The sequence below is a fragment of the Amycolatopsis pretoriensis genome (assembly GCF_900107925.1).
GTDB classification, from domain to species: Bacteria; Actinomycetota; Actinomycetes; order Mycobacteriales; family Pseudonocardiaceae; genus Amycolatopsis; species Amycolatopsis pretoriensis.
Map to the genome: position 1 here is coordinate 1,131,400 of NZ_FNUJ01000001.1, position 24,019 is coordinate 1,155,418.

Sequence of the window (24,019 nt, forward strand, 5' to 3'; positions counted from 1 at the left end):
GATGTGCGTGCTCGACGTGTCTCCCTCCTCCCCGGATCAGAGGAAACCCATGAGAACGAAGCGACTTCTGTCGCGCGCGGCGACCTACGCCGCCCTGTCCCTCCTGCTCGCCACCCCCGCGGTGGCCGCGAGCGCCGCCCCGGCCGCGGCGCCCGCGCCCGCCGCTGTCGCCGCCGAGGCGGCCTCCGCGACCTACACCGCGAGCAGTCAGCTCGCCGGCTACCCCGTGTCCAACGTCGGCGACGGCAACCAGGCCTCCTACTGGGAAAGCACGAACAACCAGCTCCCGCAGTGGGTCCAGGCCGACCTCGGCGCGACCACCAACGTCGCCCAGCTGGTGCTGAAGCTGCCGTCGAACTGGGAGGCCCGCACCGAGACCTTCAGCGTCCAAGGCAGCACGAACGGCACCAGCTTCAGCGACCTGAAGGCCTCGGCCGGCTACCGCTTCGACCCCGCCACCGGCAACACGGTCACCGTGGACGTCACCGGCAGCACCCGGTACGTCCGGCTGAACGTCACGGCCAACACCGGCTGGCCCGCCGCACAGCTGTCGGAGTTCGAGGTGCACGGCCCGGCCGGCGGGGACACCCAGCCGCCGTCCGCGCCGGGCAACCTCGCCTACACGCAACCGGCGAGCGGCCAGATCCGGCTGACCTGGTCGGCCTCGACCGACAACACCGGGGTCGCCGGCTACGACGTCTACGCCAACGGCCAGCTCCGCGGCAGCGTCGGCGGGAACGTCCTGACCTACACCGACAACCAGCCGGACGGGACGACCGTCGCGTACTACGTGCGGGCGAAGGACGCCGCCGGCAACCAGTCGGGGAACAGCAACACCGTGACCCGCACCGGCACCCAGGCCGGGACGAACCTCGCGGTGGGCAAGCCGATCACGGCGTCCTCGACGGAGTTCACCTTCGTCGCGGCCAACGCCAACGACAACTCGACCAGCACCTACTGGGAAGGCGGCGGGGGCACCTACCCGAACCTGCTGACCGTCGCACTCGGCTCCAACGCCGACCTGAACCAGGTGGTCGTCAAGCTCAACCCCGACGCTTCCTGGGGGCCGCGCACCCAGACGATCGCGGTCGAAGGCCGTGACCAGAGCGGCACCGCGTTCACGACGCTGTCGGCCGCGCAGACCTACAGCTTCAGCCCGGCCACCGGGAACACCGTGACCATCCCGCTGAGCGGCCGGGCCGCCGACGTCCGCCTGCGCGTCACCGCGAACTCGGGTGCCGGCGGCGGGCAGGCCGCGGAGTTCCAGGTCTTCGGCGTCCCCGCGCCGAACCCCGATCTGACCGTCTCGGGCGTGTCCTGGTCGCCGCAGAACCCCGTCGAGACCGACGCGATCACCGCGTCGGCGACCGTTCGCAACGCCGGGACCGCGGCCTCGGGCGCGACGAACGTCAACCTCTACCTGGGCACCACCAAGGTCGGCACCGCGAACGTCGGCGCGCTCGCCGCCGGCGCTTCGACGACCGTGTCGGCGAACATCGGCACCCGCGACGCGGGCAGCTACCAGCTGACCGCCAAGGTCGACGAGGCCAACGCCGTCATCGAGCAGAACGAGGCCAACAACTCCTACACGAGCTCGACGGCCCTGGTCGTCAGCCCGGTGCAGAGCTCCGACCTCGTCGCGGCCACGGCGTGGTCGCCGGGCAACCCGTCCGCGGGCAACACGGTCACGTTCACCACGACCCTGCGCAACCAGGGCACGGTGGCCTCGGCCGCGGGAGCCCACGGCATCACCGTGACGATCGCCGACCAGAACGGCACCGTCGTCAAGACGCTCAGCGGCACCTACACGGGCGCCCTCGCCGCCGGAGCCACCGCCGCACCGGTGACCGTCGGCACCTGGACCGCGGCCAACGGCAAGTACACCGTCAAGACGGTCGTCGCGAACGACCCCAACGAGCTGCCGGTGAAGCAGGCCAACAACACCAGCACGCAGGCGCTGTTCGTCGGCCGCGGCGCGAACATGCCCTACGACATGTACGAAGCCGAAGACGGTGTCGTCGCCGGCGGCGCGTCCGTGGTCGGGCCGAACCGCACGATCGGCGACCTCGCGGGCGAGGCGTCGGGCCGCAAGGCCGTGACACTGAACTCGACCGGCTCGTCGGTGGAGTTCACCACCCGCGCGTCCACCAACACGCTCGTCACCCGGTTCTCCATCCCGGACTCGGCCGGTGGCGGCGGGATCAACTCCACGCTGAACGTCTACGTCGACGGCACGTTCCTCAAGGCCATCGACCTGACCTCGCACTACGCGTGGCTCTACGGCGCCGAAACCGGTCCGGGCAACTCGCCGGGCGCCGGGCCGCGCCACATCTACGACGAGGCCAGCATGATGCTCGGCACGACCGTGCCTGCCGGGCACAAGATCAAGCTGCAGAAGGACGCGGCCAACAGCACGAACTACGCGATCGACTTCGTGAACTTCGAGCAGGCCACCGCGGTCGCGAACCCCGACCCGGCGCACTTCGCGGTGCCCACCGGGTTCACGCAGCAGGACGTGCAGAGCGCCCTCGACAAGGTCCGCCAGGACACGACGCTCACCGGCGTCTACCTGCCGGCCGGGAACTACGCGCTGTCGAGCAAGCTGAACGTCTACGGCAAGGCCGTCACGGTCACCGGCGCCGGGCCGTGGTTCACGAAGTTCTCCGCGCCTTCGGGCCAGGAGAACAGCGACATCGGCATCGACGTGCAGTCGAGCGCGAACGGGTCGACGTTCAGCGGGTTCGCCGTGTTCGGCAACTACACCTCGCGCATCGACGGGCCCGGCAAGGTGTTCAACCTGACGAACGTCTCGAACCTGACGATCGACAACATCTGGGTCGAGCACCAGGTGGTCATGGTCTGGGGCACGAACGTGGACAACACCACGATCAAGAACTCCCGGATCCGCGACACCTTCGCCGACGGCGTCAACCTCACGAACGGGAGCACCGGCAACCACGTCACCAACAACGAGGCCCGGTCCACCGGTGACGACAGCTTCGCGCTGTTCACCGCCACGGACATCAACCAGGGCAACCAGTACGACAACGTGTTCGAGAACCTGACTTCGCTCACTCCGTGGCGCGCGGCCGGGCTGGCGGTCTACGGCGGGTACAACAACACCTTCCGGAACCTCTACATCGCGGACACGCTGACGTACTCGGCGATCACGATCAGCTCGCTCGACTTCGGCTACCCGTTCCTCGGGTTCGGGCCGCAGCCGACGACGGTCCAGAACGCCTCGCTCGTCCGGGACGGCGGCCACTTCTGGGGCCAGCAGACGTTCCCGGCGATCTGGATGTTCTCCGCGTCCAAGGAGTTCCGCGGCATCCGGGTGTCCGATGTGGATATCCAGAGCCCGACCTACAGCGGCATCATGTTCCAGACCAAGTACGACGGCACCACGCCGGAGCACCCGGTCGAGGACACCGTGCTGACGAACGTGTCGATCACCGGCGCCCACCGCAGCGGTGACCAGTTCGACGCCAAGTCGGGGATCGGGATCTGGGCCAACGAGCTGCCGGAACCGGGCCAGGGCCCGGCCGTCGGCTCGGCGACCTTCACCGGGCTGACGCTGAGCGACAACGACCAGGACATCCGCAACACGACGTCCACCTTCACCATCGTCCGCAACTAGCGGGGGAGCACAGGTGCCCGCCGGGAAGGCGTTTCCCGGCGGGCACCGCCGTGTCAGGATGACGCCGGAGGTGGTCGACGTGCGGATCCTGGTCACCGGTGGCACCGGGCAGCTCGGGTCGGCGGTCGTGGCGCGGCTGCGGGCGGCGGGCGAGGAGGTCCGGGTGCTGAGCAGGCGGGCCGGACCGGACGTCGTGCGGGGTGACCTGCGCACCGGACGCGGCATCGACAGCGCCGTGGCCGGCGTCGACGTCGTGGTCCACTGCGCCACCGACTACTTCGGGCGCGAGGCGGCGCTGGCCGCCACGCTGGTCGAAGCGGCGCGCTGGGCGGGTGTCGAGCACCTGGTCTACGTCTCGATCGTCGGCGTCGACCGCGTGCCGCTCGGCTACTACCAGGCCAAGCACGAGGCCGAAGAGCTCATCGCGTCTTCGGGCCTGCCGTACACGCTCCAGCGGGCGACGCAGTTCCACGGCCTGGTCCGGAAGCTCCTCGCGGGCGCGACCCGGCTGCCGGTGGTGCCCGTGCCGCGGATCTCGTTCCAGCCGGTGGACGTCCGGGACGTCGCCCGCCGGCTGGCGTCGCTGGCCCAGGAGGACCCGGCCGGCCGGGTGTCCGACTTCGGCGGGCCGGAGATCCTGACGGCGACGGAGCTGGCCCAGGCGGTCGGTGAGGCGAGCGGGCGGTTCCGCCGGATCGTTCCGCTGACGGTGCCGGGGGAGACGTTCCGGGCCTACGCCGACGGCGGTCACCTGGCGCCGGAACACCGTGACGGCAAGATCACCTTCGCGGAGTACCTCGCTCATATGTAATCGGATTAATTACGAAGAATCTTGACCTCGGATCCGGATAGGTCATATGTTTGGCGGGCTGCACGCCGGTCCCGCCTTCAACGCCGAACGGATCCGACATGTCGAACCCTCCCTCTCGCCGTACCTTCTTCAAGCTCGGTGGCGCGGTCGGCGCCGGGCTCGCCTTCAGTGGCGTTCCTGCTTTTGCCGCCAGTGCTGAGGTCCTGCGCCCGGCCGCCGCCGACCTCGTGCCGGACACGCGGGCGACGACGTTGTGGTACCCGGCTCCGGCAGCCGAGGACAAGATCATCGAGCAGGGCCTGCCGATCGGCAATGGTCGGATCGGTGCCCTCGTTGGCGGTGACCCGGCCGCCGACTTCCTCTACCTCGCCGACGCGTCGCTGTGGACCGGCGGCGCCAACGACGTCCTCGAAGACGACGGCCAGTTCCCCTACGAACGCGAGAAGTTCGGCACCCTCGGTCTGCTGGCGAAGCTGCGGATCTCGGTCCCCGCGCACACCGGCGTCACGGACTACCGCCGCACGCTCGACCTCAGCAACGGCGTCGTCGTGATCACCTACCGGCACCAGGGCGTGCGGTACCGCCGCGAGTACTTCGCGAGCCACCCGGACGACGTCGTGGTGATCCGGCTCAGCGGCGGGCCCGTCACCGGCTCGGTCACGCTGGAGCCCACCCGCGGCGAAACCACGGCCGGCCCGGCCGCGTTCACCGGCACCTTCGCCAACGGCTTGAAGTACGGGTGCACGGTGGCCGGCGGCACCACGTTCAGCGGCAGCCGGGACGTGGTCATCGTCTTCAGCGGCGGCACCAACTACGTGCCCGACGCGGCACGCGAGTTCCTCGACGCGTCCCTCGACCCGCTGGCGCTCGCGAAGCAGAAGGCGTCGAAGGCCCAGCGCGCCGGCGGCGGCGCGCTGCTGGCCACCCACGTCGCCGACTACCGGCGGCTCTACGACCGGATGACCGTCGACCTCGGGCAGTCGCCGCCGGCGAAGCGCGCGCTCGACACGTGGTCGCGGCTGCTGGCCCGGCACGACGACCCGGCGACCCCGGACCCCGAGCTGGAAGCGAGCTACCTGCAGTTCGGGCGGTACCTCACGATCACCGGCTCGCGCGACGGGCTGCCGATGGGCCTGCAGGGGTTGTGGCAGAACAACAACACGCCCGACTGGATGAGCGACTACCACACCGACATCAACCTGCAGATGAACTACTGGCTGGCCGACCGCGCGGCGCTGCCCGGGAGCTTCACTGCCCTGGCCGACTACTGCCTCGCGCAGCTTCCCGTGTGGACGGACAGCACGAAACGGCTGTTCAACGACCCGCGCAACCGGTTCCGCAACACCAGCGGCAGGATCGCCGGCTGGGCGATCGCGTTCTCGACGAACATCTACGGCGGCTCCGGCTGGTGGTGGCACCCCGGCGGCAACGCGTGGCTGTGCAACTCGCTGTGGGACCACTACGCGTTCACGCAGGACAAGGCCTACCTCGCGCGGATCTACCCGCTGCTCAAGGGCGCGGCCGAGTTCTGGGAAGCGCGCCTGGTCCCGATGACCGTCGACGGCCGCGAGGTGCTCGTCGACGACCACGACTGGTCGCCCGAACACGGCCCGCAGGACACCCGCGGCAACACCTACTCGCAGGAGATCGTCTGGGACCTGTTCGAGCACTACCGCGAAGCCGTCGTGGTCCTCGGGCGCGACCGCGCGTACGGCGACCGGATCGCGGGACTGCAGAAGAAGCTCTACCTGCCGAAGGTGAGCCCGACGACCGGCTGGCTGGAAGAGTGGATGTCGCCGGACAACCTCGGCGAGACGACGCACCGCCACCTGTCCCCGCTGATCGGCTTCTTCCCCGGCGACCGGATCGCCGCCGACACGGCGCCGCCGGAACTGCTCGACGGCGTCCGCGCGCTGCTGGTCGCGCGCGGGATGGACAGCTACGGCTGGGCGACCGCGTGGCGCTCGGCGTGCTGGGCGCGGCTCAAGGACGCCGACAAGGCGTACCAGCTGCTGCTCACGGTCCTGCGGCCGTCGGTCGCCAACGGCAACGGCACCGCGCCGAACTTCTTCGACATGTACAGCCAGGGCAGCTACACGATCTTCCAGATCGACGCGAACCTCGGCGCGCCGGCGGCGATGGCCGAGATGCTCGTCTACTCGCGGCCGGGCGTGCTGGAGCTGCTGCCGGCGCTGCCGTCGGCGTGGGCGCGGTCGGGCCGGGTGACCGGCATCGGCGCCCGCGGCGGCTTCGAAGTCGACCTGGCGTGGCGCGACGGGAAGGTGACGCGGGCCGTGGTCCGCAGTGTCGGCGGGACCCGGACGGAGGTGCGGGCCGGTTCCTGGCGCCGCGCGATCACCCTGCGGCCGGGGCAGTCGGTCACGGTCCAGCCAAGTTGAGGCGTAACCTCCGGAAACTGATGTAGTGTTCAATCACTTTCTTCGGACCGGAGGTTCACCGTGAACGTCGTCCTGTGGGTCGTGGCGGGTCTGCTCGCCGCCCTGTACCTCGCCGCCGGCGGCATGAAGCTCGCGACGCCACGGGAGAAGCTGCTGGAAAACCCGAACATGGGCTGGACTGCGGACTTCTCCAACGCGGGCGTGAAGGCGATCGGCGCCGTCGAGATCCTCGGCGCGCTCGGGTTGATCCTGCCGTGGGCGCTCGGCATCGCCCCGGTGCTGACGCCGCTGGCCGCCACCGGACTGGCGGTGATCCAGATCGGTGCGATCATCGTGCACGCACGGCGCAAGGAGACCAAGGCGCTGCCGATGAACGTCGTGCTGCTGGTGCTGGCGGCGTTCGTGGCGGTGGGCCGGTTCGCCGGCTGAGACTCTCGGAGGATCGATGACGCTTCCCGCTCACACCGATCACGGCGGTGCCGGGCCGGTGGTCGTGCTGCTGCACAGCTTCCTCATGGACGGCGGCATGTTCGCCCCGCAGCTCGCGGCCCTCGACGGCTTCCGCTGCGTCACGGTCGACGAGCGCGGCCACGGCGGCACGCCCGCCACCGGGCCGTTCGACTACGGGGACGTCGCCCGCGACGTCCTCGGTGTGCTGGACCACCTCGGCGTCGAGCGCGCGGCGGTGGTCGGGACCAGCCAGGGCGGGTTCGTCGCGCTGCGGATGGCGCTGCTGGCGCCGTCGCGGGTGTCCGCGATCGCGGTGCTCGGCACGTCGGCGGCCGCGGAGGACCCCGCCGTCGCCGCCGGGTACCGCGCGGTGCTCGACGCGTGGGTCAGCGGAGGAGCGCCGCCGGAGGTGCTGTCCGGCGTTGCCCGGATCTGTTTCGGCGACTTCGACGCCTCGGCGGACGAGAAGCGGTGGGCGTCGGTGCCTCCGGCGCAGCTGACGCTGACGATGGGCGCGCTCGTGGACCGCGACGAGGTGCTCTCGCGGGCCGGGGAGATCGCGTGCCCGGCGCTGGTGCTGCACGGCTCGGCCGACCTCGCCTACCCGGTCGAGCGGGCGGCGGAACTGGCGGACGCGCTGCCCGCGGCCGAGCCCCTGGTCGTCGTCGACGGCGGTGCCCACTTCCTGAGCTACACGCACGCCGAGGCGGTCAACCCGGCGCTGAAGCGGTTCCTCGCCGCGCACGCCTAGCAGTTCGCCGCGGAGCTGTGGCGCACCTCCACCCGCCGGGGCGAGAACAGGCCCGCCCACAGCGCCGTCCAGTGGCGAGGTGCTTCGCGCCGCCGCCGGACGGGCTGGGGCGGCCCGGCCCGGTACTCCATTTCCACCCGTACCCAGTCGTAGATCCAGTCGCCGCGCATGGTCGCTTCCTCACGTAGGTCTTCCGATGGACTCCACGTTCGTCCTGAGGGGACCGTCGCCGCATGGGGTGAACGCGCACTCCGCGGCGCGGCGATCCCTTATTAGGCTGAGGTGCGTGCCCGCGACCACTTACCTCTTCGTGCCCGGTGACCGGCCCGACCGCTTCGGCAAGGCCGTGGCGAGCGGCGCCGACGTGGTGATCCTGGACCTCGAAGACGCCGTCGCCCCGGCGGACAAGGACACCGCCCGCGCGGCGGTCGCGTCCTGGCTGGAGACCGGCCGGGCGGCGGTCCGGATCAACGCCCCCGGCACGCCGTGGTTCGAGGCCGACGCCACCCTGGTGACCGCGCGCGGCGTCCCGGTGGTCGTGCCGAAAGCCGAAGCGCCCGGCGTGCTCGCCGGCTTCCGCGAGGTCGTGGCGCTCGTCGAGACCGCGCGGGGCGTCGAGAGCGCGGGAGAGCTGGCCGCCGTCCCGTCGGTGACGCGGCTGGCGTTCGGCAGCGTCGACCTGGCCGCGGAGCTCGGCGTCGCCCCCGAGGACCCGGAGCCGTTCGCCTACGCGCGTTCGCGGCTGGTGATCGCGTCGGCGGCGGCCGGGCTGGCCCCACCGGTGGACGGCGTCACGACCGACTTGCGCGACGACGAGCGGCTCGCGGCCGACGTCCGGTACGCCCGCCGGCTGGGCTTCGGCGGGAAGTTGTGCATCCACCCGCGTCAAGTCGAGCCGGTCCGGGCCGGGTTCGCGCCGACGGAGGCCGAACTGGAGTGGGCTCGCCGGGTCGTGACGGCGGGGGAGTCGGTGTCCACTGTGGACGGGTCCATGGTGGACAAGCCGGTGCTCGCCCGCGCCCGCCGGATCCTCGGGGACTGAGGCAGGTCCGGAAAGCACCGGTTCCGCGGTGCCCGCATCCACCTGTGCGACCTGACGGGCCTCGAGGCCGGGGCGTCCTAGGGGCGTCGGCCGCCGAAGGTGCGGCGCAAGTCGTCCACCCAGGCGTTCGGGTTCTCCCACGGGATGAAGTGCCCGCCGCGGTCGTGCGCGGTGACGTTGACGTGGTTGAACCACGCCGCCTGCGGGCCGTTCTCGAACGCCCGGACCCGCTCGTCGGCCGTGTGGATGCCGGGCGGGTTCTCGTACGTGACGAACGTGAGGCCCGTCGGCGCTTCCACCCGCGGCGTGCGGTCGTGGGACGGCGTCCACGGGTAGCGGTTGGCGTTGGCGTAGTAGCGCATCGACGTGGCGATCGAGTTGGTCGCCCAGTAGATCGTGGCGTGGGTGAGCAGGTCGTCCTTCGTGAAGACGGACTCGACGTCACCGCCGTTGTCGCTCCACGCCGTCCAGCGCTCCAGCAGCCACGCGAGCAGGCCGGCGGGGGAGTCGCTGAGCCCGTGCGCCAGGGTGGCGCCGTCGAGCATGTGCACCGTGAGGTGGGCCGCCGACCGGTGGTCCAGCTCGACGATCCGGGCGCGGACGTCGGCGGGCTGGTCGTCGGTGAGGGGCCGGTTGCGGGTGAAGCTCCAGGCCCGGGGACCGGTGAAGAAGTCGAGCGGCAGCCCCGAGCCGATGTGGATGCCGTACAGCTCGCCGGCGTACTTGTGGCCGAGCTGGCTGGTGACGATCCCGCCGATGTCGCAGCCCGCGGCCGCGTACTTCGCGTAGCCCAGCGTCTCGGTCATCAGCGTGTGCCAGAGGTCGGACACCTTCCAGAAGTTGACGTCCGGGAAGCCGGTCAGCGGGCCGGGGAACCCGAACCCGGGCAGCGACGGCACGATGACGTCGAACGCGTCGGCGGGGTCGCCGCCGGACGCGGCCGGGTCGGCCAGGGGGTCGATCACCTTCGACCAGTGCCAGAACGTCCACGGCCAGCCGTGGGTCAGGATCAGCGGGATGGGACGCGGGCCGCGGCCGGGCTTGCGCAGGAAGTGCACCGGGACCCCGTCGACGGTCACTTCGTGGTGCTCGTAGGCGTTGATGGCGGCCTCGGCTTTGCGCCAGTCGAAGCCGTCACGCCAGTAGGCGACCAGCTCGCCGAGGTAGCCGGCCGGGACGCCGTAGGACCAGTCCTCGTTGCCCTCGTCCACCGGCGCGCGGGTGAGCGCGAGCCGGGCGCGCAGGTCGTCGAGGACCGTGCCGGGCACGTGGATCGGCTTGGGCGCCAAGGGAAAGGCGGTCATGCCGGCCATTCTCGCAGAACGCCGCCGGCAAGATCACCCGATTTACACGACCCCCCGGCGGCGCAGTTCCGCCGCGTCGAACCCGCATTCCGCGAGCACCGCGTCGGTGTGCTCGCCCAGCGCCGGCACCGGATCCATCCGCGGCGCCCGGCCCGCGACGGTGATCGGCGGCAGCGTGGCCCGGACCGGCCCGCCCGGCGTCGCCACCTCGGCGAACCGGTCGCGCGCGGTGAGCTGCGGGTGCGCCAGGACGTCCGGCAGGTCGCGGCGGCGCGCGTGCGCGATCCGGCCCCGGCGCAGCCGCGCCTCCAGTTCAGCGCCGGTCAGCCGCGCGAAGATCGCGTCGATCTCGCGTTCCAGCTCCGGCCGGTGGGCGACGCGGGCGCTGCCGGTGGCGTACCGCTCGTCGGTGACCCATGCCGGCCGTTCGACGGCGTGCTCGCAGAACGCCGCCCACTCGCGTTCGTTCTGCACCGCCAGCACGACTTCGGTCCCGTCGCCCGCGGCGAAGGTGCCGTAGGGCGCGATCGCCGGGTGGCTCGTCCCGGTGCGCGGCGGGGGCGTGCCGCCGTAGCCGGCGTAGTAGAGCGGGAAGCCCATCCACTCGACCAGCGAGTCGAACAGGCTGATCTCCAGCTCGGTGCCCCGACCGGTGCGTTCCCGGTCGTAGAGCGCGGACAGGATGCCGGAGAACGCGTACATCCCGGCGCCGATGTCCGCGGCCGGGATGCCGCTCTTGGCCGGCTCGCTCTCCGTCCCCGTCACCGACACCAGGCCGGCTTCGGACTGGATGAGCAGGTCGTACGCCTTCGCGTCACGGTACGGCCCGCTCGAGCCGTAGCCCGACACCGAGCACGTGATCAGCCGGGGCCGCGACGCGCGGATCGCCGCCGCCCCGAGCCCGAGCCGGTCCGTGACGCCGGGGGCGAAGTTCTGCACGAACACGTCGGCGCGGTCGAGCAAGGCCGCCATCACCGGCGCCGCGGCGTCGCTCTTGAGGTCGAGCGTGACGCTCTCCTTGGACCGGTTCAGCCAGACGAAGTGGCTGGACTGGCCGTGCACGGTTTCGTCATAGGCGCGGGCGAAGTCGCCCGTGCCCGGCCGCTCGACCTTGACCACCCGGGCCCCGAGGTCGGCGAGGTGCCGGGTGGCCAGGGGCGCGGCGACGGCCTGTTCGCAGGACACGACGGTGACGCCGTCGAGGGGCAGGGAGCGCATGGCCGCATCCTGCCACCCGGGTCAGACCGCCCGGGCGATCGCGATGTTCCCGGCGAGCCGCTCGCCGGCCTCGTAGATCATGTACTCGCGGCCCTGGTAGGTGCCGAAGCTGGGCGCCGCGGACCGCCCGTTGTCCGGCGCGCCTGCGAGCGGCGTGTGGAAGACGCCGAGGTGGTTGCGCTTCGAGAAGTCGTTGCCGACCTCGGTGATCATCAGCTTCCCGCCGTGTGCGATGTCGGTGTTGTAGACGACGTAAGTGCTGTTGTTGCGGTACAGCAGGTGCGGGCCGCCGATGTCGTTCGCGCCGACGTCGGTGTGGCGCACGAGCGGCGTCTGCGAGAACGTCCAGTTCAGCGCGTCGGGCGACCAGCCCCAGCCGATGTCGCGGTGGTTGGTCGTGTTGTTGAGCATGAACACCATGACGTACCGGGCGTTCTTCGCCGGCAGGTCCTGGCGGAAGACCCGGGCGTAGGACGTCTCGGTGGTGCCGGCGGGCTGCAGCCGCGTCGAGAGGACTTCCTTTTCGTAGGTGAAGTGGATGCCGTCGGCGGAGCTGGCCAGCCGGGTGACGGTGTTCTCGCCGTGGAAGTAGAGGTAGATCCGGTTGACGTCGTCGTTCCACAGAGCGTGCGGCGAGGAGACGTGGCTGACGGAGTACTCGCCGGGCCAGGAGTTCTTGATGATCGGGTTGCCCGCGTACTCGGTGAACTCCTCGTCGAGGGAGTTCGCGTACGCCAGGCAGATCCCGCCCGGGGCGTCGTGGGGCGCGTAGTAGAGGTAGTACGCGGCGAGCGCGTTCGGGATGCGGCCCTTCGTGCCGCGGACGCAGGGGAAGATCAGCTCGCCGGTCGGGTTGTAGCGCAGCTTGCTCTTGACGAGGGCGAGCCGCTGGTAGCGGTAGTCCGGGAAGCCGGCGGGGGCCGCGGTGGCGGTCGTGGGCAGCAGTGCGCCCGCGCCGAGCGCGGCGGCGCCGGCCAGCAGGCCGCGTCGGGTGAGGGTCATGACCGCTCCTTCGGGGTCCGGTGTGGCGGCGACGGTGTCACGGCCGGACGGGCCGGAGCAAGGGAGTAATACGTATTAGTACGGTCGGGACAGGTTTGCTGCAGTTTCGGGCAAAACCGTTGACTCCCCGCCGAGGGCGGTCGCAGGCTGGATCGGATCGGCAGACTCCGAGCGAGGTGGCGATGGGCAAGGTCCGGCAGGCCGACATCGCGCGCGTGGCGGGGGTTTCGCAGGCGACGGTGTCGGTGGTGCTGGGCGGCAACCGCGCCGGGGTCCGGCTCTCGGAGCGGACGCGGCTGCGCGTGCTGGAGGCGGCCGAGCGGCTGGGGTACCTGCCCGACCCGGTGTCTTCGCGGTTGACCTCCGCGCGCAACGACCTGCTCGGCGTGTACGCGTTCACGCCCGCGTTCCCGGACGTCGCCGACGGGTACTACCCGATCCTGGCCGGCGTCGAGGCCGAGGCGGCCGCGCTCGGCAAGGACCTGATCATGTTCACGGCGTCGAGCGCGGCACCCGACCGGATCCGCCGCACCCGCCTCGCCGACGGCTGCCTGTTCCTCGGCCGGCACGTCCCGGTGGACGCGCTCGCCGGCCTGCTGCACGCGGGTTTCCCGATCGTCTACATCGGACGGCGGACCGAGATGGGCGGCCGCATCCCGCACGTGGGCGCGGACTACGTGTCGGCGTCGGCGGAGGTGATCACGCGGCTGGCGCGGGCGGGGCACCGCCGCGTCCGGTACCTGCGCGAGCCGGACGAGGCCCCTTCGTCGGGCGACCGCGAACGCGGGGTGCGGGGTGCGGCGGCCGACGCGGGAGTGTCCCTGGCCGTGACCCGCACCGACGGTACGGACCTCGCCCCGGCGACGATCGCGGGCTGGCTGGCCGACGGCGTCACGGCGCTGGTGGTGGAGGAGACCGACACGTTCGCGGTGTTCGACGCGGCTCACCGGGCTTTGCGCGCGGCGGGGATTTCCGTACCGGGGGACATCTCGCTGGCGGTGCTGGGACGGCCGCCGGGCGGAGCGCCGGGGCCGGTGGTCAGCGGGTTCGAGGTGCCGAGGCGGGCGCTGGGCCGCGCGGCGGTGCGGCTGCTGGCGTCCCTGGTCGAGCCGGGGACGGGGGAGCCGCCGCACCGCTTGCTGCCGTGCCCGCCGGTGCCGGGCGAGACGATCGCGACCGTCGCCTGACCGTCAGCGCGGCACCACCGAGAACCGCCGCAGCTCCAGCGCCGGGTTCTTCGCCCGCACCTCGGCGATCCGCTCGGCGGACACCTCGCCGACGGCGACTCCCGTCTGCTCGCCGAGCGACGTGACGACCACGCCCATCGGGTCCACGAGCATGCTGGTGCCCGATCCCGTCGGCGCGGCCTGGCCCGCCGCGGCGACGTACAGCGTGTTCTCGATCGCGCGGGCGCGGATCAGCGTGCTCCAGTGGTACTCCTTCAGCGGCCCGGGCACCCACTCGGCCGGCAGGAGCACGACGTCGGCGCCCGCGTCCGCCAGCCGCCGCGTGACCTCGGGAAAGCGCAGGTCGTAACAGGTCTGCAGCCCGAACCGGAGGCCGTCGACCTCGAACGTCTCCGGGTCGGTGAGCTCGCCCGCGCGGACGACGTCGGACTCGCGGAAGCCGAACGCGTCGTAGAGGTGGATCTTGCGGTAGCGCGCGGCCACCCCGTCCGGACCGGCCGCGACGAGCGTGTTGGAGATCCGCGATCCGTCGAGGCGTTCGTTCATGCCGCCGACGATCGTGACGCCCCGGGCGGCGGCCAGCGAGAGCAGGCCCGTCACGAACTCGCCGTCGAGCGCCTCGGCGGAGTCGACGAACCGCCGGTCCATCGCCGGGACGGTGAACATCGCGTACTCGGGCAGCACGACCACCCGCGCGCCGCGGTCGGCCGCGTCGCCGACCAGTTTCGTGATCAGCGTCAGGTTGGCGGCTTTGTCGTCGCCGGGCGCGTACTGCGCCAGTGCCACGTGCGTCATGCGGTTTCCTTCCGGGGAGCGGCGGGCATGCGGTCGAGCTTGCCGAGCACGACCGTGTAGCAGAAGATCCCGGCGAGCAGCACCACGCCGGTGACCAGGAACGCGCCGGCGAACGAGCCGGTGACGTCGACGACGGCGCCCGTCACGATCGGCGCGGCGATGCCGATCATGTTGGCGACGAAGTTGACCAGCCCGCCGAGGGTGCCGGAGCAGCCCTCCGGCGCGATGACCGCGACGATGCTGGACCCGGCGGGCACCGACACGGCGAGCCCGGCGGCGCCGATCGACAGGAACACCAGGGCCACCGCGACGGATCCGGCGTAGGCGGCGCCGGCGACCGACAGCGAGACCAGCATGCTGACGACCAGCACGATCCGCCGTGCCTTGGTCTCGTCGCCGCTGCGGGCGATCAGCCGGTCCAGCACGATGCCGCCGACGAGGAACTGCGCGAGCACCGCGACCAGCCACGGGATCATCGTGTAGAAGCCGCCGGCCAGCAGCTTCACGCCGAACTGCTTCTCCAGGTAGCCCGGGAGCCAGGTCAGCAGCACGTAGTAGGCGTAGGTGTAGGACGCGTACCCGAGCGCGAGGCCCCACGTCTTGCGGCGGCGCAGCAGGTGGCCGAGGCCGGCGAGGGAACTGGGCCTGGGCGCGTCTTCGTCGTCCGCGCCGCCCTCGCGCAGGTACGCGAACTCCTCGGGCGACAGCCGGCCGCGTTCGAGGGCCTGCTTCGGCGTCAGGTAGAGCAGCCACCACACGAGCAGGTAGCCGAGGCTGAGGATGCCGGTGAAGACGAAGGCCGCGTGCCAGCTGAACACCGTCACGAGGAACGCCATCACCGGGATGCCGAGGACGTTGGAGATCTTGGCGCAGCCGTCGAAGACCGCGGTCGCGCGGCCGCGCTCGGAGCGCGGGAACCACTGGCCGATCGCCTTCCAGCCCGCCGGGATCGTGGGTGCCTCACCGAAACCGAGCACCAGCCGCGAGACCAGGAGCAGGCCGAGCCCGCCCGCCGACGCCGTCAGGAACGACGCGATCGCCCACAGGGCGGCGGCCGCGCGGTTGACCCAGCGGACGCCGATCCGGTCGAGGATCGCGCCGATCGGCAGCTGCAGCACCGCGTACGTCCAGAGGAACGCCGAGGCGACGACACCGAGCTGGGCCGCGCTGAGGTGGAACTCCCGCATCATCTCGGGCCCGGCGATGGACAGGTTGACGCGGTCGACGTAGTTGACGAACGACCCGACACCGAGCACGCCGGCGATTGTCCACCGGGTCCGGCCCGCGGTGCGGGTCTTCGTCTTCTCCGCGGTCGTCATCGCGCCTGCTTCGCGAGGGACGTGGTCTCCTCGAAGGCCGCGGTCAGGCCGGCGATGAGCGCGCCGTGCTGCATGGTCAGCGCGAGCTGGCCGGCGCCGTGGGTGAGCGCGAACTCCTTCTCCTCGCGGCTCCACGCGGGCAGCACCCACGGCTTCCCGGCTGCCCGGGCCGCGTCGGCGACGCGCTTCAGATCGGCGAAGTCGCCTTCTTCCCGCGTGTACGCCCCGCGTTCGCGGCGCAGCGAGAGATCGGACGGCCCGACGAAGACACCGTCCACTGTGTCCAGTGCGAGGATCTCGGCGACGTCCTCGAGCGCGCCGGCGTCCTCGATCATCGGCAGGCAGCGGGTGCCGCGGTCCTGGGCGGTGACCCACTCGTCGGTGAAGCCGCGGTAGCCGGTGGTGCGCCCGCCGGCGAAGCTGCGGTCGCCCAGCGGCGGGAACTTCGCGAACGCCGTGACGGCCTTGGCGTGCGCCGCGTTCTCGACGTGCGGGATGACCACGGCGTCGGCGCCGAAGTCGAGGGCCTGCTGGATCGGGCCGCGCTCCGGGCCGAGGACCTTGGCGAGCACCTCCAGGCCGAGGGCGCGCAGGAACGGGACGAACCGCTCGAGGTCGGCCAGGTCGAACGCGCCGTGCTCGATGTCGAGGACGGCGGCGCCGTAGCCGATCCCGCGGGCGATCTCGGCCGCGGGATGCGAGGGATCGGAGAGCCAGACGGCGTAGCGCCGGTCGGCGGGGACTGAGGACATCGGGGAACCTCCTGCGCACTCACGACGGTAGCTCCGGTCGTTGTGTGCACCGTGTATACACGATGGATATCTGTCGGTCCAGACGCTAAGCTGGCGGCCTACGAGGGGAGACGCATGACGACCAGTGCACCGGCCGGGCCGGCGCGGGACCGCGTGTACGCCTGGCTGCGCGACGGGATCATCGCGGGCGATCTCGAAGGCGGCCGGTTCCTGGACGAGCAGTGGGTGTCCGGCGTGGTCGGGGTGTCCCGGACACCGGTCCGCGAGGCGTTCCACCGCCTGGAGGCCGAGCGCTTCATCAGCCTGCTGCCCCGCAAGGGCGCGCAGGTCCGCACGGTCACCGCGCGCGAGCTGGCGGAGGTCTACCAGAGCCGCCGGCTGATCGAGGGGCACGCGATCGGCGAGGTCTGCGCGGCCCGGGCGGGCGCGCCCGCGGAGATGGCCGGGCTGATCGAGGAGATGGACCGCGCCGGGAAGGCCCGCGACTGGTTCGCGGTGTCCGGCCTGGACCGTTCGTTCCACCGAGCGATCGTGCGGGCGGCGGGCAATTCGGTGCTGACCGAGCTGTACGACACGCTGCGCTCGCGCCAGCAGCGGGTCGCGGTGCGGGCCCTGGAGGCCCGGCCCGAGCGGCTGCCGGTGATCGACGCCGAGCACCGCGCCCTGGTGGCGGCCCTGGACGCGCACGACGCCGAGGAGGCGCTGCGGATCCTCAACCAGCACCTGCGTCCGGTGTCCGAAGTGGTCTCGGCCCTCGACCGCGGCTGATCCCGCCGGGGTACTAGCCTGTCCGCGCATCGACGGCGGACAGGAGCGCGCGCGTGGGAACCCGGAGAACCGCAGGTGCGGGGCGCGTGGCCCGCACGGGACTGCTCGCCGCGGCGAGCGCGACGCTGCTGCTGGGCCCGGCCGCCTGCACCGCGGAAACCGTGGGGACCGGGGTGCCGGCTCCCGCGGCGCTCTCGTCGGCGGTCACGTCGGCCGGTGAGGTCGCCGCGAGTGCCGCACGGACCCCGGAAGCGGCGGTGACCGGCTGGGTCACGCAGATCCTGAAGGAGGACTACGCCGCGGCCTGCCGATCGAGCGCGGCGGGCACGCCGGATCCGGAAAAGCTGTGCGCGAGCGACGGCAAGGCCGTGAAGACGCTCGGGAAGCTGCACGAGGCCTGGGCGAAGCCGGGCGTCGACACCGGCGCGGCGGTGGAAACCGAGCGTGTCGAGGTGACCGGGGACACCGCGACCGCGCCGGACACCTCGATCAAGATCGGCGGCAAGTCGCTGCGCGAGCTCGAGCTCGTCGGCTCGTCCGGGGACACCAGCTCGTTCCGGCTGACCTTGAAACTCACGAAAAAGGACGGCGCCTGGTACGTGAGCGACTTCGAACTGGCGGTGTGACCGGCGCCGGCCCCACCAGGCGCGCGGCCAGCGGTATCGGCCCCGCGAATGATAGGAATGGCCGGTGACCGAACCGAACCTGATCGAAGCCGCCGCGGCCGAGGCCGTCACGCTGACCAGCGAGCTCATCCGCATCGACACGACCAACACCGGCGATCCCGACACGCTGGTCGGCGAGCGGGCGGCGGCGGAGTACGTGGCGGAGAAGCTGACCGACGCCGGCTACGAGATCACCTACGTCGAGTCGGGTGGGAAGAACCGGCACAACGTCATCGTGCGGCTGGAAGGCGCCGACCGGTCCCGGGGCGGGCTGCTCATCCACGGCCACCTCGACGCTGTCCCCGCCGACGCTTCGGAGTGGTCGGTCCACCCCTTCTCCGGCGCGGTCCAGGACGACTACGTCTGGGGTCGCGGCGCGGTCGACATGAAGGACATGTGCGGCATGGCGCTCGCGCTGGCCCGGCATTACAAGCTGAACAACGTCGTGCCGCCGCGTGACCTCGTCTTCGCCTTCCTCGCCGACGAAGAGGCCGGCGGCAAGTACGGCGCCCAGTGGCTCGTCGAGCACCGCCCCGAGCTGTTCGAGGGTGTCACCGAGGCGATCAGCGAGGTCGGCGGGTTCTCGATCACGCTCAAGGACGACGTCCGCGCGTACCTGATCGAGACGGCCGAAAAGGGCATCCGCTGGATGAAGCTGCGCGTGCGCGGCACGGCGGGCCACGGCTCGATGATCCACCGCGACAACGCCGTGACGAAGCTGTCCGAGGCCGTCGCCAAGCTCGGCAACCACCGCTTCCCGCTGGTGCTCACCGACTCCGTGAAGGAGTTCCTCGCCGGCGTCACCGAGATCACCGGCTGGGACTTCCCCGAGGACGACCTCGAGGGCTCGGTCGCCAAGCTGGGCAACATCTCCCGGATGATCGGCGCGACCCTGCGCGACACCGCGAACCCGACGATGCTCACCGCCGGGTACAAGTCGAACGTCATCCCGTCGGTCGCCGAAGCCGCCGTGGACTGCCGGATCCTGCCGGGTCGTCTGGAGGCGTTCGACCGCGAGCTCGACGAGCTGCTCGGGCCGGACATCGAGAAGGAGTGGATGGAGCTCCCGCCGGTCGAGACGACGTTCGACGGCGCTCTCGTCGACGCCATGACCGCCGCGGTGCTCGCCGAGGACCCGGGTGCGAAGACGTTGCCGTACATGCTTTCCGGCGGTACGGACGCGAAGTCCTTCCAGGAACTGGGCATCCGCAACTTCGGCTTCGCGCCGCTCAAGCTGCCGGCCGACCTCGACTTCTCGGCGCTGTTCCACGGCGTCGACGAGCGCGTCCCGGTCGAGGCGCTGAAGTTCGGCACCCGCGTGCTGGACCGGTTCCTGCGCACCAGCTGATGACCGCGTTCGCACTCGCCGACGGCACGTCCCTGCAGGTGGTGCGCAGGGGCGACCCGGCCGCGCCGGTCACCGTGGTGTTCGTCCACGGCTACGCGCTCGACCAGTGCAGCTGGGGCCGGGTCGCGCCGCTGGTGCCGGACGCCGCCGAGGGGCCGGTGGCCGTGGTGACCTACGACCAGCGCGGCCACGGCGGGTCGGGGCGGGCGCGGCGCGGTACCGCGACGATGGCGCAGCTCGGCGACGACCTCGCGGAGCTCCTCGAGCGCGAAGTCCCGGCGGGCCGGGTGGTCCTGGTGGGGCACGACATGGGCGGCCTGGCGATCATGTCGCTGTCCCAGCGGCACCCGGCGTTGTTCGAAGCGCGCGTGTCAGGGCTGGTGCTGCTGGCGACGTCGTCGGGGACGCTCGCCACCGAGGTCTCGGCGGCCTGGCCGAACGCGCTGGGCAAGCTGGCCCGCGACCTCGAAGCGGTGCTCGGCTCGAAGCTGTTCGGGGTGGTGCGTGAGCACACGAGCCGGGCGGTCAGCGCGGGCCTGCGGTGGTGGCTCTTCGGCGACGACCCGGACCCGGAGCTGGTCGAGCTGACCGTGAAGATGATCCGCGGCAACTGGCCGCACACCGTGTCGCTGTTCCGCCCGGCGCTGGACGCCTACGCCCGGGACGCGGCGTTGGCCCAGGTCAGCGGCCTGCCGGTGACGGCGATCGTGGGGGAGCGGGACCGGATCGTCCGCGCGTCCGACGTCGAGGAGTGGGTCGGCGGCCTCGACGACGGGACGGCGGTGGTGCTGCCCGGCGTCGGCCACGTCGTGCCGCTGGAGGCCGCGGCGCAGGTGCTGCCGCGGGTGGTCGCGCTGGTCAACGCCGGTTACCGACAAGACGAGAGTTCTTGACAAGTTCTTTGTTCGGCTGGATGCTGGGCGTATGTTCTCCGTGGCGGTGATCGAAGACCCGGCCGCGGCCGAGGTGTCGCTGGACCCGATCCGCGCCCGGCTGCTGGCCGAACTGGCGGAGCCGGCGTCGGCGACGATGCTGGCCGCGCGTGTCGACCTGCCGCGTCAGAAGGTCAACTACCACCTGCGGGCGCTGGAAGCGCACGGGCTGGTGGAGCTGGTCGAAGAGCGGCGCAAGGGCAACGTCACCGAGCGGATGATGCGGGCGACGGCGTCGTCGTACGTGATCTCGCCGGCCGCCTTGGCCGCCGTGCAGCCGGATCCGGCCCAGTCGCCGGACCGGCTTTCGGCCCGGTGGCTGCTCGCCGTCGCCGGCCGGCTGGTGCGTGACGTCGGCGTGCTGATCACCGGCGCGGCCAAGGCCGAGCGGCGCGTCGCGACCTTCGCGCTCGACGGCGAGGTCCGGTTCGCCTCCGCGGCCGACCGCGCGGCGTTCGCCGAGGAGCTCGCCACCGCCGTCACGACCCTGGTCGGCAAGTACCACGACGAAACGGCCGAAAAGGGCCGCCCGCACCGGGTGGTCGTCGCCGTCCACCCGAGCGTCCCGGAGGAGACCGCCAGTGGGGCATGAGTTCGAAGCGACCGACGTCGCCGAGGTCGACGCGACGCCGGAGCAGGTGTGGGACGCCATCGCGACCGGCCCGGGCATCGACTCGTGGTTCATGGGCCGCAACGAGGTCGAGGGCGGCACCGGCGGCGTGGTCCGCGGCGCGTTCGGCGGGTACAAGCCGGAGTACCGGATCCGGGAGTGGGACCCCCTGGAAAAGCTCGTCTACGGCAGCGATCCCGCGCCGGACGGGCGGAAGATCGCGTATGAGTTCCTCATCGAGGGCCGGGCCGGCGGGAGCACGGTGCTCCGCTGCGTCACCAGCGGCTTCCTGCCCGGCGACGACTGGGAGGACGAGTTCGAGGCGATGACCACGGGCAACGAGCTGTTCTTCCGCACGCTCGTCGAGTACGTGACGCACTTCGCCGGGCGCGCGGCGGTCCCGGTGACGGCGTTCGGGCCGCCGGTGGGGGACTGGCCCGCCGCCTGGGCCCGGCTCGGCACGGCGCTGGGGCTGTCGTCACGGCCCGCCGAGGGCGACCGCGCCCTCGACGGCGTCGTCTACGCGGCCAACGACCAGACGGTCGGCATCCGGACGGCGGACGCGATGCTCCGGTTCATCAAGGGCTTCCACGGCCCGCTGGTCGCGTCCCACCACGTCTTCACCCCGGGCGCGGACGCCGAGACCGAGGAGAAGACCTGGAGCGACTGGCTGACCCGCGTCTTCGACTAGGTCGGGAGCGCGCCCGGGAGGCTTTCCTTCGTCTTCTTGCGGCGCAACCAGACCCTGCGCGTGCCGTCGGCGTAGAGCCGGACCGTGCGCAGTTCCCAGCCCGCGAACTCCGCGTGGATGGAGAGCTGGATCGCCGCCGCGCGCCGGGACACGCCCGGGGGGAGGTGCAGGCGGCGATACTCCCAATCCCCTTCGACCACCGCCTCGCTGACCGTCGTCATGGCTGGATCACCTGGGTCCCTTCTCCGGCGGCCGAGCCGATGACCACCCGGCCGCTCTTTTCGTCCACCCCGACCGAGTCCGGCTGGCGCACGGTGGGGAACCGGTACTTCTCGACGGGCTCGCCGCCGCGGACGTCGAACCCCACCACCTCGTTGCGTTCGGTGAGCGTCACCCAGGCCAGGCTCCGCTGCGCGTCGTAGGCGATCCCGTACACGCCGCCCGGCACCGGGTAGCGCTGCCGCATGATCAACGGCGAAGCGGTGAACGCGATCAACGCGCCCGCGCGCGCGTCCGTCACCAGCACCCGCCCGTAGGAGTCCGCCACCGCGTTCGCGGCGCCGTCGCCCGCGCGCAGACCCTCGCCGACCGTTCCGGCGGCGACGTCGACCGAGAACACCGCGGTCCGCAGCCGGTCCAGCACCACGACCCCCTTGCCGGTGTCCACGACGTCGTCGGCGCTGTAGAGCTGCCCGCCGATCGTCCGCGCCGGTCCCGTCGCCGGCAGCACCTGGATGTCCTTCGCCGCCCCCATTGCGACCAGCCGGTCGGCGCCGTAGACGATGCTCGACGCCGGCTGCCCGCCCGTCTTCGTCTCCGTGAGCTTCCGGTCCGGCAGCGACAGCTGCTGCACCACCCCCTGCGCCGGCTCCGCGATCTCGACCCGCCCCGGCGCCACGGTCAGCTTCTCCGCTTTGCCGTATAACGGCATATTCACCGGGGCGGACGCGAGCGCGTTCAGGTCGTACAGCTGCAAAGACGGCGGTTGAGCGAGAGCGACGACGAGGGTTCCCTCGGCGACGGCCAGCGCCGACACCGCTCCGGAAGCGAGCACCTGACCGGCGGGCTTCACGGTCACGGCGGGGGAGACCGCCGGCTTGGCCGCCACGGGGTTCGCGACGATCTGCAGCTCGTCGCTGTTGTCGGTCTTGGCCGACGAGCAGCCGGAGAGCACCAGGGCACCGGCGAGCGGGATCGTGATCCACGACACGGCGGCGAACCGACGCACGTTGCTGCCTCCAGGTGTCCCTCGACGGGCGGTCAACACCAGCATCCTCCACGATCGTCTTGCCGTCACGCGCATGTCACCCAACAGACACCTAATGCGGCCAGCGCTCCGGGTAGCCGGCCTCGATGGCGCTGACGTCGTCGAGCGCCGAGCGGATCGCGGGTGGGAGGGTGATGTCCTCCGCCGTCAGCGAGCCGGTGAGCTGGCCGGTGTCCCGGGCGCCGACGACCGGGGCGACGACGCCGGGCCGGTCGCGGACCCAGGCCAGCGCCACGGCCAGCGGCGACGTGCCGAGCCCGTCGGCCGCGGTGGCCACCGCCTGCACGATCCGGGCGGCCCGGTCGGTGCGGTGGTGCTCGACGTAACCGGCGTACGCGCTGTTCGCGCCGCGCGAGTCGGCGGGCGTGCCGGTGCGGTACTTGCCGGTCAGCACGCCGCGGCCCAGGGGCGCCCAGGGCAGCAGCCCGATGCCGTGGTGCTCGGCGGCGGGGACGACCTCGCGGTCCACCCCGCGTTCCAGGAGCGAGTACTCGACCTGGGTGGAGACGATCGGGGCGACCGCGGCGGCGCCGGCGGCGGCCGTCGCGAGCTGCCAGCCCGCGTAGTTCGAGACGCCGACGTACCGGGCCTTGCCGCTGGTCACGGCGTACTCGAGGGCGGCGAGGGTCTCGGCGATCGGCACGCAGGTGTCCCAGGCGTGCAGCTGCCAGAGGTCGATGTGGTCGGTGCCGAGCCGCTTGAGCGAGCCTTCGAGCGCGCTGAGCAGGGCGCCGCGGGAGGCGCCGCCGCCGAAGGGGCCGTCGGTGCGCCGGGCGACCGCCTTCGTCGCGAGGACGACGTCGTCGCGGGGCACGAGGTCGCCGAGCAGTGAGCCGAGCACCCGCTCGCTCTCGCCCTCGCCGTAGATGTCGGCCGTGTCCACCAGGGTGCCGCCGGCGTCCACGAAGGTGACCAGCTGGCTGGCGGCCTCTTCCGCGTCGGTGTCGCCACCCCAGGTCATGGTGCCGAGCGCCATCCGCGAGACGCGCAGTCCCGACCGGCCGAGCAGTCGCTTTTCCACGACCGCCGAGCCTAGTGGGCAGCCTGGTCCGAACATGACCAAGGTGAGTC

At 71.8% G+C, this 24,019-nt stretch carries 23 protein-coding genes; 13 read left to right on the forward strand and 10 right to left on the reverse strand.

The window, feature by feature from the left end; translation table 11 throughout:
* Nucleotides 1-49: 49 nt before the first annotated feature.
* The 5 genes from BLV96_RS05255 (at nucleotide 50) to BLV96_RS05275 (ending at nucleotide 8,048) form a co-directional block, all read left to right on the forward strand.
* Nucleotides 50-3,637, forward strand: a complete 3,588-nt coding sequence (locus BLV96_RS05255; protein ID WP_086678111.1) for a discoidin domain-containing protein — start codon at nucleotides 50-52, stop codon at nucleotides 3,635-3,637.
* Between the two features lie 58 nt (nucleotides 3,638-3,695).
* Nucleotides 3,696-4,448: an SDR family oxidoreductase gene (locus tag BLV96_RS05260; RefSeq protein ID WP_208608136.1), complete on the forward strand. Its 753-nt coding sequence runs from the start codon at nucleotides 3,696-3,698 to the stop codon at nucleotides 4,446-4,448.
* 98 nt (nucleotides 4,449-4,546) lie between these two features.
* Entirely contained in the window at nucleotides 4,547-6,847 is a 2,301-nt protein-coding gene (locus BLV96_RS05265; RefSeq protein WP_086678109.1) for a glycosyl hydrolase family 95 catalytic domain-containing protein, read from the forward strand.
* 60 nt (nucleotides 6,848-6,907) lie between these two features.
* Entirely contained in the window at nucleotides 6,908-7,276 is a 369-nt protein-coding gene (locus BLV96_RS05270) for a DoxX family protein (protein ID WP_086678107.1), read from the forward strand.
* A gap of 16 nt (nucleotides 7,277-7,292) precedes the next feature.
* Nucleotides 7,293-8,048, forward strand: a complete 756-nt coding sequence (locus tag BLV96_RS05275; protein WP_086678105.1) for an alpha/beta fold hydrolase — start codon at nucleotides 7,293-7,295, stop codon at nucleotides 8,046-8,048.
* Here BLV96_RS05275 and BLV96_RS49685 read toward each other — a convergent pair.
* Nucleotides 8,045-8,218, reverse strand: coding sequence for a hypothetical protein (locus tag BLV96_RS49685; RefSeq protein WP_167379531.1), 174 nt, complete (start codon nucleotides 8,216-8,218; stop codon nucleotides 8,045-8,047). The genes BLV96_RS05275 and BLV96_RS49685 overlap by 4 nt on opposite strands.
* A 116-nt stretch (nucleotides 8,219-8,334) precedes the next feature.
* On the opposite strand from BLV96_RS49685, the gene BLV96_RS05280 reads away from it, so the two are divergent.
* A complete protein-coding gene (locus BLV96_RS05280; RefSeq protein ID WP_244180053.1) occupies nucleotides 8,335-9,090 on the forward strand; it encodes an HpcH/HpaI aldolase/citrate lyase family protein in 756 nt (251 codons plus the stop codon).
* A 77-nt stretch (nucleotides 9,091-9,167) separates the two neighbouring features.
* Here BLV96_RS05280 and BLV96_RS05285 read toward each other — a convergent pair whose 3' ends face one another.
* From BLV96_RS05285 to BLV96_RS05295, 3 genes are read right to left on the reverse strand one after another with little or no spacing between them, the layout of a single operon-like run.
* A complete protein-coding gene (locus tag BLV96_RS05285; protein WP_208608137.1) occupies nucleotides 9,168-10,394 on the reverse strand; it encodes an epoxide hydrolase family protein in 1,227 nt (408 codons plus the stop codon).
* 42 nt (nucleotides 10,395-10,436) lie between these two features.
* A complete protein-coding gene (locus BLV96_RS05290; RefSeq protein ID WP_086678100.1) occupies nucleotides 10,437-11,612 on the reverse strand; it encodes a CaiB/BaiF CoA transferase family protein in 1,176 nt (391 codons plus the stop codon).
* A 21-nt stretch (nucleotides 11,613-11,633) separates the two neighbouring features.
* On the reverse strand, nucleotides 11,634-12,614 hold the full coding sequence (locus BLV96_RS05295; RefSeq protein WP_086678098.1) for a glycoside hydrolase family protein: 981 nt from the start codon (nucleotides 12,612-12,614) through the stop codon (nucleotides 11,634-11,636).
* Nucleotides 12,615-12,796: 182 nt separating this feature from the next.
* Between BLV96_RS05295 and BLV96_RS05300 the strand changes: the two genes are divergently transcribed.
* Nucleotides 12,797-13,801 (forward strand): LacI family DNA-binding transcriptional regulator, encoded by a 1,005-nt coding sequence (locus BLV96_RS05300; RefSeq protein WP_086678096.1) that lies wholly within the window; start codon nucleotides 12,797-12,799, stop codon nucleotides 13,799-13,801.
* A gap of 3 nt (nucleotides 13,802-13,804) precedes the next feature.
* Here BLV96_RS05300 and BLV96_RS05305 read toward each other — a convergent pair whose 3' ends face one another.
* Genes BLV96_RS05305 through BLV96_RS05315 form a run of 3 tightly spaced genes read right to left on the reverse strand, consistent with a single transcriptional unit; the run spans nucleotide 13,805 to nucleotide 16,667 of the window.
* On the reverse strand, nucleotides 13,805-14,596 hold the full coding sequence (locus BLV96_RS05305) for a carbon-nitrogen hydrolase family protein (protein ID WP_086678094.1): 792 nt from the start codon (nucleotides 14,594-14,596) through the stop codon (nucleotides 13,805-13,807).
* Nucleotides 14,593-15,915 (reverse strand): MFS transporter, encoded by a 1,323-nt coding sequence (locus BLV96_RS05310; protein ID WP_086678093.1) that lies wholly within the window; start codon nucleotides 15,913-15,915, stop codon nucleotides 14,593-14,595. Before BLV96_RS05310 ends, BLV96_RS05305 begins: the two co-directional genes overlap by 4 nt.
* On the reverse strand, nucleotides 15,912-16,667 hold the full coding sequence (locus tag BLV96_RS05315; RefSeq protein WP_086678091.1) for an HpcH/HpaI aldolase family protein: 756 nt from the start codon (nucleotides 16,665-16,667) through the stop codon (nucleotides 15,912-15,914). Before BLV96_RS05315 ends, BLV96_RS05310 begins: the two co-directional genes overlap by 4 nt.
* A gap of 114 nt (nucleotides 16,668-16,781) precedes the next feature.
* Between BLV96_RS05315 and BLV96_RS05320 the strand changes: the two genes are divergently transcribed.
* The 6 genes from BLV96_RS05320 (at nucleotide 16,782) to BLV96_RS05345 (ending at nucleotide 21,681) form a co-directional block, all read left to right on the forward strand.
* Nucleotides 16,782-17,435 (forward strand): GntR family transcriptional regulator, encoded by a 654-nt coding sequence (locus BLV96_RS05320; RefSeq protein WP_086678089.1) that lies wholly within the window; start codon nucleotides 16,782-16,784, stop codon nucleotides 17,433-17,435.
* Nucleotides 17,436-17,521: 86 nt separating this feature from the next.
* Nucleotides 17,522-18,061, forward strand: coding sequence for a hypothetical protein (locus BLV96_RS50495; protein ID WP_244180054.1), 540 nt, complete (start codon nucleotides 17,522-17,524; stop codon nucleotides 18,059-18,061).
* Nucleotides 18,062-18,125: 64 nt separating this feature from the next.
* Entirely contained in the window at nucleotides 18,126-19,448 is a 1,323-nt protein-coding gene (locus tag BLV96_RS05330) for a M20/M25/M40 family metallo-hydrolase (RefSeq protein ID WP_086678087.1), read from the forward strand.
* Nucleotides 19,448-20,341: an alpha/beta fold hydrolase gene (locus BLV96_RS05335; RefSeq protein WP_086678085.1), complete on the forward strand. Its 894-nt coding sequence runs from the start codon at nucleotides 19,448-19,450 to the stop codon at nucleotides 20,339-20,341. The genes BLV96_RS05330 and BLV96_RS05335 overlap by 1 nt, the downstream gene beginning before the upstream one ends.
* A 31-nt stretch (nucleotides 20,342-20,372) precedes the next feature.
* Nucleotides 20,373-20,972: an ArsR/SmtB family transcription factor gene (locus tag BLV96_RS05340; RefSeq protein ID WP_208608138.1), complete on the forward strand. Its 600-nt coding sequence runs from the start codon at nucleotides 20,373-20,375 to the stop codon at nucleotides 20,970-20,972.
* Nucleotides 20,962-21,681 (forward strand): SRPBCC family protein, encoded by a 720-nt coding sequence (locus tag BLV96_RS05345; RefSeq protein WP_086678083.1) that lies wholly within the window; start codon nucleotides 20,962-20,964, stop codon nucleotides 21,679-21,681. The genes BLV96_RS05340 and BLV96_RS05345 overlap by 11 nt, the downstream gene beginning before the upstream one ends.
* Here the strand turns inward: BLV96_RS05345 and BLV96_RS05350 are convergent.
* The 3 genes from BLV96_RS05350 to BLV96_RS05360 all read right to left on the reverse strand — a co-directional run bounded on the left by BLV96_RS05350 (nucleotide 21,678) and on the right by BLV96_RS05360 (nucleotide 23,969).
* Nucleotides 21,678-21,902, reverse strand: a complete 225-nt coding sequence (locus tag BLV96_RS05350; protein ID WP_086678081.1) for a DUF5703 family protein — start codon at nucleotides 21,900-21,902, stop codon at nucleotides 21,678-21,680. The genes BLV96_RS05345 and BLV96_RS05350 overlap by 4 nt on opposite strands.
* On the reverse strand, nucleotides 21,899-22,909 hold the full coding sequence (locus BLV96_RS05355) for a YncE family protein (RefSeq protein ID WP_086678079.1): 1,011 nt from the start codon (nucleotides 22,907-22,909) through the stop codon (nucleotides 21,899-21,901). The genes BLV96_RS05350 and BLV96_RS05355 overlap by 4 nt, the downstream gene beginning before the upstream one ends.
* Nucleotides 22,910-23,000: 91 nt before the next feature.
* Nucleotides 23,001-23,969: an aldo/keto reductase gene (locus BLV96_RS05360; protein ID WP_167379532.1), complete on the reverse strand. Its 969-nt coding sequence runs from the start codon at nucleotides 23,967-23,969 to the stop codon at nucleotides 23,001-23,003.
* Nucleotides 23,970-24,019: the final 50 nt, after the last annotated feature.

What these genes read in the sequence shown, in the direction of transcription:
- BLV96_RS05255 (WP_086678111.1), top strand. Translation starts at nt 50, where the DNA reads ATGAGAACGAAGCGACTTCTGTCGCGCGCGGCGACCTACGCCGCCCTG.
- BLV96_RS05260 (WP_208608136.1), top strand. Translation starts at nt 3,696, where the DNA reads ATGACGCCGGAGGTGGTCGACGTGCGGATCCTGGTCACCGGTGGCACC.
- BLV96_RS05265 (WP_086678109.1), top strand. Translation starts at nt 4,547, where the DNA reads ATGTCGAACCCTCCCTCTCGCCGTACCTTCTTCAAGCTCGGTGGCGCG.
- BLV96_RS05275 (WP_086678105.1), top strand. Translation starts at nt 7,293, where the DNA reads ATGACGCTTCCCGCTCACACCGATCACGGCGGTGCCGGGCCGGTGGTC.
- BLV96_RS49685 (WP_167379531.1), bottom strand. Translation starts at nt 8,218, where the DNA reads ATGCGCGGCGACTGGATCTACGACTGGGTACGGGTGGAAATGGAGTAC.
- BLV96_RS05285 (WP_208608137.1), bottom strand. Translation starts at nt 10,394, where the DNA reads ATGACCGCCTTTCCCTTGGCGCCCAAGCCGATCCACGTGCCCGGCACG.
- BLV96_RS05290 (WP_086678100.1), bottom strand. Translation starts at nt 11,612, where the DNA reads ATGCGCTCCCTGCCCCTCGACGGCGTCACCGTCGTGTCCTGCGAACAG.
- BLV96_RS05295 (WP_086678098.1), bottom strand. Translation starts at nt 12,614, where the DNA reads ATGACCCTCACCCGACGCGGCCTGCTGGCCGGCGCCGCCGCGCTCGGC.
- BLV96_RS05300 (WP_086678096.1), top strand. Translation starts at nt 12,797, where the DNA reads ATGGGCAAGGTCCGGCAGGCCGACATCGCGCGCGTGGCGGGGGTTTCG.
- BLV96_RS05305 (WP_086678094.1), bottom strand. Translation starts at nt 14,596, where the DNA reads ATGACGCACGTGGCACTGGCGCAGTACGCGCCCGGCGACGACAAAGCC.
- BLV96_RS05310 (WP_086678093.1), bottom strand. Translation starts at nt 15,915, where the DNA reads ATGACGACCGCGGAGAAGACGAAGACCCGCACCGCGGGCCGGACCCGG.
- BLV96_RS05315 (WP_086678091.1), bottom strand. Translation starts at nt 16,667, where the DNA reads ATGTCCTCAGTCCCCGCCGACCGGCGCTACGCCGTCTGGCTCTCCGAT.
- BLV96_RS05320 (WP_086678089.1), top strand. Translation starts at nt 16,782, where the DNA reads ATGACGACCAGTGCACCGGCCGGGCCGGCGCGGGACCGCGTGTACGCC.
- BLV96_RS05335 (WP_086678085.1), top strand. Translation starts at nt 19,448, where the DNA reads ATGACCGCGTTCGCACTCGCCGACGGCACGTCCCTGCAGGTGGTGCGC.
- BLV96_RS05340 (WP_208608138.1), top strand. Translation starts at nt 20,373, where the DNA reads ATGTTCTCCGTGGCGGTGATCGAAGACCCGGCCGCGGCCGAGGTGTCG.
- BLV96_RS05350 (WP_086678081.1), bottom strand. Translation starts at nt 21,902, where the DNA reads ATGACGACGGTCAGCGAGGCGGTGGTCGAAGGGGATTGGGAGTATCGC.